The organism is Immundisolibacter sp. (assembly GCF_050250495.1).
GTDB lineage: Bacteria > Pseudomonadota > Gammaproteobacteria > Immundisolibacterales > Immundisolibacteraceae > Immundisolibacter.
In genome coordinates, this window is sequence record NZ_JBFWOM010000035.1 from 1 (window position 1) to 10008 (window position 10008).

Consider the following 10008-nt stretch of genomic DNA (forward strand, 5'->3'; position numbering starts at 1 on the left):
CCGCTGTCCGCTTCCTTCAGAAACCCGATGATCTGCTCTTCGCTATACCGCTTCTTCACGTCCGACCTCCTTCGGTCTCAGTCGGACTCTAAGCCTCCGCGCTACTCAATCAGGGGGTAACGTCGCACCCAGGACACAAACCGCGGTGGCGCTCTAAGGACTGTCCCGGCGCGCGGAGGGCTGGGATGGGAGCGTTCTGGATGGGATCTGCGGCCAGCCCATCCAGGCGGACGGCGCCAACCGCACGCTGTCGCGCTGATGGCCGGGCATCCCCCATGCCGAGCACCGCCGGCGGCATCAGCGTTGCCTTCCCCACGCCAGCCTTGCCGGCGAGCGCGGGGAAGGCGCTGCAGGATCAGGGCTTCTCGGGCGCCTCGCAGCTTTCGCTGGTCGTGATGTCGGCCCGATTTTCCTCGACCGTCTTCGGCCCGACGCCGGACACATTGGCGAGGTCGTCGGCGCTCTTGAACGGGCCGTTTTCGGTGCGGTAGGCGATGATGGCCGCCGCCTTGGCGTCCCCTACGCCCTTCAGCCCGCCGGCCAAGGCTGCCGCGTCGGCGCAATTGATGTCGACGGGTGCGGCAGTGGCCAGGCCGCCAAACACCGCGATGCATCCAGCGAAACCCATGCGAGACAGTGTGGACATGATCTTTCTCCGTTGCGATGGTCTGAGTGGACGGTTACGTTCGATCGCTCCAGTGCAGCCCGCGGGGGATGCCCCCTTGTTGTGCCGACGGTCGCGCCCTGTGGAACGCCTCCACCGCCGCGTGTCGGTGCGGCCTGCGCGAGCGATTGTGCGAGCCCCAGCCGGAGGTGCTTATGCAACGTGTCACATGGAAGAATGAGAGGATGTCGGCCGTTACGCCGCGGCCGGTCTACGAGGGGCGGCGGCGACTCTTGCAGGCGGGCCTCGGCGCGGGACTTGCTGCACTGCTGCCCGGCGCCGGAAAAGCCGCAGCGCCGCCGGGGCCGCTAGCCGGTGCCGAACGCGGGCCATTCGGCACCGACGAGAAACTGACGCCCCGGGAACTGGTAACCGGCTACAACAATTTCTATGAGTTCGGCACCGACAAGGCGGACCCGGCGGCCAACGCGCACACCCTGCGCCCGCGCCCCTGGCAGGTGCGAATCGACGGCGCGGTGGCGCAGCCGCTGACGCTCGACGTCGACGACCTGGTGCAGCCCAGAAGGCTGCAGGAGCGCGTCTACCGCCTACGCTGCGTGGAGGGCTGGTCGATGGTGATCCCGTGGATCGGCCTGCCGCTCGCCGACCTGCTGCGGCGCGTGGAGCCGCTCGGGTCGGCGAAGTTCGTCGAATTCACCACGCTGCACGACCCGGACCGGATGCCCGGCCAGCGGCGCGACGTGCTGCCCTGGCCGTACGTGGAGGGCCTGCGTCTTGACGAGGCGATGCACCCGCTCGCGTTTCTCGCGGTCGGCCTGTACGGCGACGTGCTGCCGAACCAGAACGGCGCGCCGCTGCGCCTGGTGGTGCCCTGGAAATACGGTTTCAAGAGCGTGAAGTCGATCGTGCACATCCGCTTCACGGAGCAGCAGCCCGCCACCAGTTGGAACATCGTCGCGCCGCGCGAGTACGGCTTCTACGCCAACGTGAACCCGCAGGTGGACCACCCGCGCTGGTCGCAGGCCCGGGAGCGGCGCCTCGGCGAGGGCCTGTTCTCACCCCGCCGGCCGACGCTGCCCTTCAATGGCTACGCGGAGCAGGTGGCGGGGCTGTACGCGGGCATGGACCTGCGGCAGGACTTCTGACGGATGCCGGCCGCTGCGTTGCGGGCGCGCCTGTGGCAGGCCAGCCTTTGGGTGCTGGCGATCGCCCCGGCGCTCGCGCTGCTGTGGCGAGCGCTCGGCGATCGTCTCGGCGCCAATCCGGTGGAAGCGCTCACGCTTGAGCTAGGGCAGTGGGCGCTGCGCTTTGTGCTGCTCACGCTGGCGGCGACGCCGGTGCGGCGTCTCACCGGCTGGTCGGTGCCGCTGCGCCATCGCCGACTGCTGGGCCTGACCGCGGCGTCGTATGCCTTGCTTCATCTGCTGGTCTACATGGTGCTCGACCAGGGCCTGCTGTGGTCGCAGATCATCGCCGACGTGCTCAAGCGCCCGTTCATCACCGCCGGCATGGCGGCGTTCGCGCTGCTGCTGCCGCTCGCCGCCACGTCGTTCGACGGCGCCATCCGCCGACTGGGCGCGCGGCGCTGGCAGGCGCTGCATCGCCTGGTGTACGTGGCGGCCGGCCTCGCGCTGCTGCACTTCTGGTGGAAGGTGAAGGCCGACACGCGCGAGCCGGCCATTTACCTTGCCGTGTTTGTCCTACTATTGGCCGCCCGCTGGCTCGCGCTGCGTCGCCGCGCGCCCACGCCTGCGGCGCCGCCCGCCCCCCGTTCGACCCACTGAGCCACCCCTTGGATTCACTGCGTACGCTGCGCGATTTCTTGCGCTGGGGCGCCAGCCGCTTTGCCGCCGCCGGCGTCTTTTTCGGCCACGGCACGACCGGCGCGGCCGACGAGGCGGCGGTGTTGATCGCGCACGCGCTGCATCTGGACCTGCCGCTCGCGCCGGAATTCATGGACGCGGCGCTCACTACCAGCGAGCGCGCCGCCGTGCTGGCGCTGTTCGAGCGGCGCGTGACGCAGCGCCTGCCGGCGCCCTACCTCACCGGCGAGGCGTGGTTCGCCGGGCTGCGGTTTGCGGTGGACCCACGGGTACTGATCCCGCGGTCGCCGATTGCCGAACTCATCGACCGCGGCTTTGCACCGTGGTTCGACGACGCGCCCCCGGCACGTATTCTCGACATCGGCACCGGCAGCGGCTGCATCGCCATCGCCTGCGCGCTCGCGTTCCCGGACGCCCAGGTGGACGCGGTCGACATCAGCGCCGACGCGCTCGCGGTGGCGCAGACGAACGTCACGCGCTATGGCCTTCAGGACCGCATGCGCCTGCTGCGCTCGGACCTCTACGCGGCGCTGCGCGGGGAGCGCTACGACCTCATCGTGAGCAACCCGCCCTACGTGCCGCAGGCCGAGTACGCGCAGTTGCCGGTCGAGTATCGCCACGAGCCGGCGGGCGCCCTGCTGTCGCCGGACGAGGGCCTTGAGCACCCGCTGCGCATCCTGCGCGGCGCCGCGGCGCACCTGACCGAGCGCGGCGTGCTGGTACTGGAGGTGGGCGCCACCTGGCCGGCGCTGGCCGAGCGCCTGCCCGACTGGCCGCTGCTGTGGCTGGAGCTCGAACGTGGCGGCGAGGGCGTGGCGCTGATCGGCCGCGACGAACTGCAACAGGCGCTTCGCTGACGGGGGATTTCAGCCGCCGAGCTGCCGGTGCCGCACCAGCACTTCGCCATGCAGCGTGCGCGCCTGAACCGCCGTGAAGTGCTGAGCGAGCCGCTCCGCCATGTAGACGGACCGGTGTCGACCCCCGGTGCAGCCGATGCCGACCGTGAGCTGACTGCGGTCGCTGCGCGCGAAAGCCGGCAACCAGGTCTCCAGGAACTGGCAAACGCTCTCGAACATGCGCTCGACGTCCGGCTGGGCCGCCAGAAAATCGCGCACCGGCGCATCGCGCCCGGTGAACTCGCGCAGCGCCGGCTGCCAGTGCGGATTCGGCAGGCAGCGCATGTCGAACACGAGGTCCGCGTCGAGCGGCGTGCCGAACTTGTAGCCGAACGACTGGAACACCAGCAGCGGCGCCTGCGGCCCGTGGCTGAGCAGCTCGCGCACCTTGTTGCGCAGCTGGTAGATGTTCTGGCCAGAGCTGTCGATGAGCAGGTCTGCCAGTTCCGAGATCGGCGCCAGCAGCGCCTGTTCGGCATCGATCGCGTCGCTGACCGACCCGCCCTTGCTGGCCAGCGGGTGCTGACGACGGGTCTCGTTGTAGCGGTTGATCAGCGTTTGCCGGTCGGCGGTGAAGAACAGCACCTGGCAGTCGGCGCCGCTGGCGCGGATCGCGTTCAGGATGCCCGGGAAGGCTTGCAGGTCCGAAAAATTGCGCGCGTCGATACCGACCGCGGCCGGCGGATGGGTGTCGTTGCGCGCCAGCTCCTGCCCCAGTGCCGGCAACAGCGCAATCGGCAGGTTGTCGACGCAGTAGAAACCCATGTCCTCCAGCGCGTGCAGCGCCGTGGACTTGCCCGCCCCGGACAGCCCACTGACGATGATCACGCGCTGCTGCGACATGGTGACCTCAGGTCTTGCGGCGGGCCGCCTTGCGCCGTTCGGTGGTCGAGCCGATGCCCATGCCTTCGCGGTATTTCGCCACCGTGCGGCGGGCCACGTTGATACCGGCCTCGTTCAACGTCTCGGCGATGTCGTTGTCGCTGAGCGGGCTGCCGGGTGTCTCGGCGGCGATCAGGTCGCGTATGCGGGCCCGAATGGCGGTGGCCGACACGGCGCCGCCGTCGCTGGTCGACACGTGGCTTGAGAAGAAGAACTTCAGCTCGTAGATCGCCCGCGGGGCGTGCATGTACTTGCGGTTGGTGGCGCGCGAGATGGTCGACTGGTGCAGGCCAAGCTCGTCCGCGATGTCCTGCAGCACCAGCGGCACCATGGCGTGCGGGCCGTCCTCGAAGAACGCCACCTGCCGCTGCACGATGGCGCGCGCCACCTTCACCAGCGTGTCGTTGCGGCTCTTGAGGCTGTTGATGAACCAGCGCGCCTCCTGCAGGCGGTTTTTCAGGTACTCGTTGTCGGCGCCGGTGTCGCGCCGGCGGATCATGCCGGCGTAGGTCTGGTTCACGCGCAGCTTGGGCGCGATCGCCGGGTTCAGCTCCACCTGCCAGCTGCCGCGGACCTTGCGCACCAGCACGTCCGGCACGATGTACTCGGGCTCCTCGGCGTCGAGACTGGTGCCCGGGCGCGGGTTCAGCGCCTGGATCAGCCGTACGGCCTGATCGAGCGCGTCAGCCGTCAGGCCGGTCGCGCGCAGTATGGCCTTGTAGTCGTGCTCGGCGAGCAGCTCGACGTGCTCGACCACCGCCAGGGCGGCCGCCCGCAGGGACTCGTCCAGCCCCTCGAATTGCTCGATCTGCAAGCGCAGACATTCGGCAAGATCACGCGCCGCCACGCCCGGCGGGTCGAAGTGCTGAATGCGTCGCAGCACCGCGAGCAGCTCGGTCTCGTCCACCGGCTCCTCGCGCCCCTCGCTGGCCGTGGCGCACAGTTCCTTGATCGGCTGCCCGAGGTAGCCGTCCGGGCGGATGGCGTCCAGGATCAGCTCCGCGATCAAACGGTCATCCGGGCTGAACGGGGTCAGGTCCAGCTGCCACAGCAGGTGGTCGTGCAGCGTCTCGGGCTTGCTCGACGTGGCAGTGAAATCGCTGTTGTCATCCTCGTCGCGGCTGCCCGCGCCGGTGCCGGCGGCAAGATCGATGAAGGTGTCTTCCCAGTTGCCGTCGACCCCCAGCTCCTGCGGAATGTCGGTCGTGGACTCGAACTCCAGCGCCCGTTCCGGCTGCTCCGGCGCGCTCAAGGGCACCAGTTCCTCGGCGAGACCGTCGGCCACCTCGTCCTCGGCTTCGAGCAGCGGGTTCGCGTCCAGCGCTTCGCGGATTTCGAGTTGCAGGTCGAGCGTCGACAGTTGCAGCAGGCGGATGGCCTGCTGCAACTGGGGCGTCAGGGCCAGGTGCTGCGAGACGCCGAGTTCGAGACCTTGCTTCATGCGACAGCCGGGGATGATGCTTTAGCAAGAAGCGTACCGCAGCCGCCTACAGGCGCAAAGCGGGCGCGCTAGAGCTGGAACGCGTCGCCCAGGTAAACGGCCCGCACGCGATCGTCGGCGAGGATGGTTTCCGGCGCGCCGGCCGCCATCACCTCGCCTTCGTTGACGATGTACGCGCGGTGGCAGATGCCGAGCGTCTCGCGCACGTTGTGGTCGGTGATCAGCACGCCGATGCCGCGCGCGGCAAGGTCGCGGATGATCCGCTGGATGTCGATCACGGTAATCGGATCGACGCCCGCGAACGGCTCGTCCAGCAGCATGAAGCGCGGCTCGATCACCAGCGCGCGGGCAATCTCCACGCGCCGCCGCTCGCCGCCGGACAGCGCCGCGCCGGGACTGGTGCGGATGTGGCCGATGTGCAGATCGGCCAGCAGGCGTTCCAGACGCGCCTCGCGCGCGTCGCGCGTGAGATCGGCCCGGGTTTCGAGGATGGCCCGCAGGTTGTCCTCCACCGACAGCTTGCGGAACACCGACGCTTCCTGCGGCAGATAGCCCAGGCCCATGCGCGCACGCTCGGGCATGTCGGCGCGGGTAACGTCGGCGCCATCGATGGTCACCGTGCCGGCATCCGGCGCCACCAGGCCGACGATCATGTAAAAACACGTGGTCTTGCCGGCGCCGTTCGGTCCAAGCAAACCGACGATCTCCCCCGGCAGCACATCGAGCGACACCCCAGCGACGACCGGCCGGCCGCGGTAACTCTTGCGCAGCTCGCGCGCTGTCAGCTGCGTCATGGGGCGGGCTTCCCGCCGTCCTGCTCCTGCGGCTGGATGATCATGCGGATGCGGCCGCCGTTGCCGCCGCTGCCGGTTACCAGGTCCTTCACCGTGTCGTACACCAGTTGGTCGCCCTGGAACTGGTCGCCCTCGCGCGTCACGTGGGCGTTGCCGCGAATGGTCAGCGTCTTGTTGGCGACCGCGTAGTCGAGCTCCTTGCCGGTGGCGACCACGTCGCCCTCGTCCGGCTTTGGCTGCTGCTTGTAGCGGGCGGGATCGCCAGTCGCCACGTAGCGCGTGGGCTTGCGGTTGGTCATGTGGATGACCAGTTTGTCGGCGTTGATGCGCATGGTGCCCTGCTCCACCACCACCTTGCCGGTGTAGGTGTTGAGGCCCTTGGCCTCGTCGAACTCCACCCGGTCAGCGTCGATGTAGACCGGCTGGCGGCGATCCGAATCGAGCGCGGCGACCGGTGCGGCCAACACCAGCAGGGCGACGCCGCACAGGCGGCGAATCAATAAAGACGGCATGGGATTAACTTGTTCTGGGTACGGCGCGGACCGCTGATGCGGCCGGGGCAGGCAGGGAAAGTTTATCAGCGTGCCGACAGGCGGCCGGCGGCGCGCTGGCTGATCCATACTTGCCGCCCCGGACGGCCACGGATGGCCCTCGCAGTCCATCACGTCATCCGCCGGAGGCCACCATGTCCGCTGTACTCAAGTCCGCGCTTAGAAATGGCGATGTGCCGATCGATTTTCGCGAGCACATCGAAAATCTGCGCGCCCGCGACCTGCTGTGGGAAATCGACGCGCCGCTCGCCATCGAGACCGAGGCGCATCCCCTGGTTCGATTGCAGTTTCGCGGTCTCAAGGAAGACCAGCGGCGCGGGTTTCTGATCAAGAACCCGCGTAGCGTGGACGGGCGCGCGTTCGGCGGCGATCTGGCCATCGGGTGTCTGGCCGCCTCGCGGCGCATCTTCGAGACCGGGCTCGGCATGCAGCCGGGCGACAACCTGCTGGAAATCGTCTCCCACGCGCTGCGCAATCCACTCGCGCCGGAGATCCTCAGCTCCGCCCCGTGCCAGGAAGAAGTGCACATGGGCGCGACGCTCACCGAGCACGGCGGGCTTGGCGAGTTCCCGATCCCGATCTCGACGCCGGGCTACGACAACGGCCCGTACACCACCTTCTCGCACTGGGTCACCAAGGACCCCGAGACCGGCATCTACAACATCGGCAACTACCGCGGCCAGGTGAAGGCGCCGGACCGCATCGGCTGCTTCACCTACCCGCCGCAGCACCTCGGCCTGCACTGGGTCAAATGCAAGCGCCTCGGCATCCCGCTGGAGGCCGCGCTGGTCATCGGCGTGCCGCCGTATGTGTCCTACGCCGCCAACGCCAAGATTCCCTACGAGTCGGACGAGCTGCAGGTGGCCGGTGCGCTGTCCGGCCGGCCGCTGCCGGTGGTGCGCGCCAAGACGGTGGACCTGCTGGTGCCGGCGTATGCCGAGATCGTCATCGAAGGCAAGATTTCGACCACCGAACTCGAACCCGAGGCGCCGTTCGGCGAGACGCACGGCTTCATGTCGCAGCCGGTGAACGCGTACTTCATGGAAGTGACGGCCATCACCCACCGCAAGCGGCCGACCTGGTGCTCGATCCTGTCGCAGTTCCCGCCGTCGGAGAGCACGCGGTTGCGGTCGATCTCGTTCGAGGCCTCGTTCTACAAGCACCTCAAGTACGACTGCAACATCGCCGGCCTGATCGACGTGCACTTCCCGCAGCAGACGTCGGCGTATTACACCTGCTTCATCAAGATCAAGCGCAACACCAAGTCCGACCCGTGGCAGACGCTGTATGCGGCGGCGGCGTACGACGCGTTCATCAAGGTGTTCGTGGTCACCGACGAGGACGTCGACATCCACGACCCCGAGATGATGCTGTGGGCGGTGGCCACGCGCGCCATGCCGCACCGGGACATGCGCACCATCGACGGGCGCATGTCGGCCATGGACTTCTCGGCCATCCAGGCGGAGGAAGCCGAGGGCTTCAAGTACATGGAGCCGAACGGCTCGTCGGCCATCCTCATCAACGCCTGCCGGCCGTGGGCCTACCCGCCGGTGGCGCTGCCGCGCAAGGACTTCATGGAAAACGCCATCGCGCGCTGGCAGGAACTCGGCCTGCCGCCGCTGGAGCTGAAAAAGCCCTGGCACGGCTACGACCTCGGCTTCTGGTCCGAGCAGTGCGAACGCGAGGCACAGATGGCCGTGGAAGGCCGCCACTACGAGATCGGCGAGGCGGCCAGGCAGCGCCGCGTCAAGGCCACCGACGAGAATACCGGCGGCGTGAGCTGATCGACCTCAGCCCACGCGCGCCGCGGCGCGCGTGGGCACACAGACGATTCAGCGCGCCTCAGGTTCCAGTTCGAAACCGCTGTAACCGGCCGCCGCCACCTCGCGCAGGCGCCGGAAATACGCCGGCGCGTCGAGGTGCACCGGGAACTGGCGGTGCTTGCCCGGGATGTTGGCGCCGGTGTACCAGGACTCGGTGCGCGGGAACAGCGTCTGGTCGGCGATCTCGGCCACCGTCTGGCCCCAGTCGGCCTCGACGCCCGGCGCGGCCTCGATGGCACCCACCCGGTCGCGGCGCAGGTCGACGACGCAGTCGCGTATCCACTCCGCCTGCCGCTCGGCGCCGAGCGGCATGTTGTAGAGCACCGACGGCGACTCCGGGCCGTGGATCACGAACAGGTTCGGAAAGCCGCGCACGGCAAGCCCCAGATACGTGCTGAACCGCCCGGCCCAGACGTCACTCAGCGGCCGGCCGCCGCGGCCCCGCGGGTTCAGACGCAACAGCGCGCCCGTGATGGCGTCGAAACCGGTCGCCAGCACCAGCATGTCGAGCGGGTGCTCGCCGCGCTCGGTGCGCACGCCGCGCGGGGTGACCTCGACGATGGGGTCGTCGCGCAGATCAACCAGCGTGACGTTGTCGCGGTTGTAGGTCTCGAAGTACTCCTCGTCCAAAATCAGCCGCTTGGTGCCGATGGGGTAGCTCGGCAGCAGACGCCGTGCCAGCGCCGGATCGCGCACGGTGTGGCGAATCTTGTCCCGCACGAACTCGCACAGCGTCTCGTTGGCCGCGGCGCTGCTCATCAGGTCGCCGTAGGTGCCGAACGCGATGCTGAGCCCGCCGCGCTGCCAGTGCTCCTCGTAGGCGGCGGTGCGCTGCTCGGGCGTATCGTCGATCGCCGAGCGCGTGGGCGACGGAAACGGCGTGCCGGCGAGCGTCTCCAGCATGGTCGCGCGCAGCCGCGGCCATTGCTCGCGGGTCTGCCGCTTGAAGTCCGCATCGAGCGGGCGGTTGCGCGCCGGGATGGCGTACTGCGGCGTGCGCTGGAACACGGACAGATGCGCCGCCTCGCGGGCGATGACCGGAATGGCCTGCACGCCCGACGAGCCCGTGCCGATCACGCCGACGCGCTTGCCGGCGAAGCGGACCGGCTGCTGCGGCCACAGCCCCGTGTGGTAGCACTCGCCCTCGAAGCGGTCGAGACCGGGAATGTTCGG

10 protein-coding genes are annotated in these 10008 nt (G+C 68.8%); 4 read left to right on the plus strand and 6 right to left on the minus strand.

Annotation, left to right across the window (positions count from 1 at the left end; all coding sequences use genetic code 11):
• Positions 1 to 355: 355 nt before the first annotated feature.
• A complete protein-coding gene (locus tag AB7F93_RS13615; protein WP_428303452.1) occupies positions 356 to 604 on the minus strand; it encodes a ComEA family DNA-binding protein in 249 nt (82 codons plus the stop codon).
• A 215-nt stretch (positions 605 to 819) separates the two neighbouring features.
• Here AB7F93_RS13615 and msrP point away from each other — a divergent pair, with 215 nt between their 5' ends.
• Genes msrP through prmB form a run of 3 tightly spaced genes read left to right on the plus strand, consistent with a single transcriptional unit; the run spans position 820 to position 3305 of the window.
• Positions 820 to 1770, plus strand: coding sequence for a protein-methionine-sulfoxide reductase catalytic subunit MsrP (msrP, locus tag AB7F93_RS13620; protein WP_428303453.1), 951 nt, complete (start codon positions 820 to 822; stop codon positions 1768 to 1770).
• A gap of 3 nt (positions 1771 to 1773) precedes the next feature.
• The gene (locus AB7F93_RS13625) at positions 1774 to 2409 is read left to right on the plus strand and encodes a protein-methionine-sulfoxide reductase heme-binding subunit MsrQ (protein WP_428303454.1); all 636 of its coding nucleotides are present in this window, start codon (positions 1774 to 1776) and stop codon (positions 2407 to 2409) included.
• Between the two features lie 8 nt (positions 2410 to 2417).
• The gene (gene prmB, locus AB7F93_RS13630; RefSeq protein WP_428303455.1) at positions 2418 to 3305 is read left to right on the plus strand and encodes a 50S ribosomal protein L3 N(5)-glutamine methyltransferase; all 888 of its coding nucleotides are present in this window, start codon (positions 2418 to 2420) and stop codon (positions 3303 to 3305) included.
• Positions 3306 to 3314: 9 nt separating this feature from the next.
• On the opposite strand, the gene rapZ is transcribed toward prmB, so the two are convergent.
• The 4 genes from rapZ to lptA all read right to left on the minus strand — a co-directional run bounded on the left by rapZ (position 3315) and on the right by lptA (position 6973).
• Positions 3315 to 4187, minus strand: coding sequence for an RNase adapter RapZ (gene rapZ, locus AB7F93_RS13635; protein ID WP_428303456.1), 873 nt, complete (start codon positions 4185 to 4187; stop codon positions 3315 to 3317).
• Between the two features lie 7 nt (positions 4188 to 4194).
• The gene (locus tag AB7F93_RS13640; RefSeq protein ID WP_428303457.1) at positions 4195 to 5667 is read right to left on the minus strand and encodes an RNA polymerase factor sigma-54; all 1473 of its coding nucleotides are present in this window, start codon (positions 5665 to 5667) and stop codon (positions 4195 to 4197) included.
• Positions 5668 to 5735: 68 nt separating this feature from the next.
• Positions 5736 to 6461 (minus strand): LPS export ABC transporter ATP-binding protein, encoded by a 726-nt coding sequence (lptB, locus tag AB7F93_RS13645; RefSeq protein ID WP_428303458.1) that lies wholly within the window; start codon positions 6459 to 6461, stop codon positions 5736 to 5738.
• Positions 6458 to 6973: a lipopolysaccharide transport periplasmic protein LptA gene (gene lptA, locus AB7F93_RS13650; RefSeq protein WP_428303459.1), complete on the minus strand. Its 516-nt coding sequence runs from the start codon at positions 6971 to 6973 to the stop codon at positions 6458 to 6460. Before lptA ends, lptB begins: the two co-directional genes overlap by 4 nt.
• Positions 6974 to 7146: 173 nt before the next feature.
• Here lptA and AB7F93_RS13655 point away from each other — a divergent pair, with 173 nt between their 5' ends.
• On the plus strand, positions 7147 to 8796 hold the full coding sequence (locus tag AB7F93_RS13655; RefSeq protein WP_428303460.1) for a UbiD family decarboxylase: 1650 nt from the start codon (positions 7147 to 7149) through the stop codon (positions 8794 to 8796).
• A gap of 48 nt (positions 8797 to 8844) precedes the next feature.
• On the opposite strand, the gene AB7F93_RS13660 is transcribed toward AB7F93_RS13655, so the two are convergent.
• Positions 8845 to 10008, minus strand: a 1164-nt coding sequence (locus AB7F93_RS13660) for a flavin-containing monooxygenase (protein WP_428303461.1), incomplete at its 5' end; no start/stop codon positions are given.

What these genes read in the sequence shown, in the direction of transcription:
- AB7F93_RS13640 (WP_428303457.1), bottom strand. Translation starts at nt 5,667, where the DNA reads ATGAAGCAAGGTCTCGAACTCGGCGTCTCGCAGCACCTGGCCCTGACG.
- msrP (WP_428303453.1), top strand. Translation starts at nt 820, where the DNA reads ATGCAACGTGTCACATGGAAGAATGAGAGGATGTCGGCCGTTACGCCG.
- AB7F93_RS13625 (WP_428303454.1), top strand. Translation starts at nt 1,774, where the DNA reads ATGCCGGCCGCTGCGTTGCGGGCGCGCCTGTGGCAGGCCAGCCTTTGG.
- lptB (WP_428303458.1), bottom strand. Translation starts at nt 6,461, where the DNA reads ATGACGCAGCTGACAGCGCGCGAGCTGCGCAAGAGTTACCGCGGCCGG.
- AB7F93_RS13655 (WP_428303460.1), top strand. Translation starts at nt 7,147, where the DNA reads ATGTCCGCTGTACTCAAGTCCGCGCTTAGAAATGGCGATGTGCCGATC.
- rapZ (WP_428303456.1), bottom strand. Translation starts at nt 4,187, where the DNA reads ATGTCGCAGCAGCGCGTGATCATCGTCAGTGGGCTGTCCGGGGCGGGC.
- lptA (WP_428303459.1), bottom strand. Translation starts at nt 6,973, where the DNA reads ATGCCGTCTTTATTGATTCGCCGCCTGTGCGGCGTCGCCCTGCTGGTG.